The organism is Oleiphilus sp. HI0043, assembly GCF_001634935.1.
In genome coordinates, this window is the sequence record NZ_LWEY01000649.1 from 1 (window position 1) to 1,123 (window position 1,123).

A 1,123-nucleotide genomic window follows, 5' to 3' on the forward strand; every position below is an offset into this window, starting at 1 on the left:
AGCAGATCTTCAGGAATCTCTGCGTAATCAAAGGTCATACCCTGATCAGCTTCGTTCCATAAAATAGCTTTCATCTTAATCAGGTCAACCACACCTTTAAACTCGTCCTCTGCACCAATTGTCATTTGCAGAGGCACTGGCGTAGCACCTAGACGATCTTTTAACTGTTCGACTACCATTCGGAAGTCAGCACCTGTTCGGTCCATCTTATTAACAAAGACCATGCGCGGCACTTCATATTTATTAGCCTGCCGCCAGACCGTTTCAGTTTGCGGCTGCACACCTGACGAACCACACAAAACCACAACCGCACCATCAAGCACGCGGAGCGAGCGCTCTACTTCAATTGTAAAGTCAACGTGCCCAGGCGTATCGATAATATTCACGCGATGCTGATCAAACTGTTGCTGCATTCCCGACCAGAAACACGTGGTCGCAGCAGAGGTTATCGTGATACCTCGCTCTTGCTCCTGCTCCATCCAATCCATTGTCGCCGCACCATCGTGCACTTCACCTATTTTATGCGACAAGCCTGTATAGAAAAGAACTCGCTCCGTTGTCGTTGTTTTACCAGCATCAACGTGCGCACAAATACCAATATTTCTATACCTGGAAATTGGAGTCTTACGTGCCAATTTTTTATCCTCTTAAACCCAAAAAGGCCCGCATAAAATGCAGGCCATATAACACTCGTATACCTTAGAAACGGTAGTGAGAGAAAGCCTTGTTTGCTTCGGCCATCTTGTGAACATCTTCACGTTTCTTAACCGCTGCACCCTTACCTTCGGCTGCATCGATAATCTCACCCGCTAGACGCAAAGCCATAGACTTTTCGCCACGCTTACGAGAGTAGTCCACCAACCAACGCATTGCTAGCGCTACCTGACGAGCCGGACGAACTTCAACTGGAACCTGATAAGTAGCACCACCAACACGGCGAGACTTAACCTCTACCATTGGCTGGATAGACTCTAGCGCTTTATCAAACAGCTCTAAAGGATCTTCATGACCCTTTGCTTTAACAGCATCTAATGCACCGTATACAATTTTCTCTGCTACGGATTTTTTACCATGAACCATTACGTGGTTCATAAACTTTGCAAGCGTTTGATTTCCAAATTTA

General features: G+C 46.4%; 2 protein-coding genes. Both read right to left on the reverse strand.

The window, feature by feature from the left end:
• A partial coding sequence (locus A3729_RS07805) for a GTP-binding protein (protein ID WP_156497784.1) occupies window positions 1-635 on the reverse strand: 635 nt, incomplete at its 3' end.
• Window positions 636-699: 64 nt separating this feature from the next.
• Window positions 700-1,123, reverse strand: a 424-nt coding sequence (rpsG, locus tag A3729_RS07810) for a 30S ribosomal protein S7 (RefSeq protein WP_068633564.1), incomplete at its 5' end; no start/stop codon positions are given.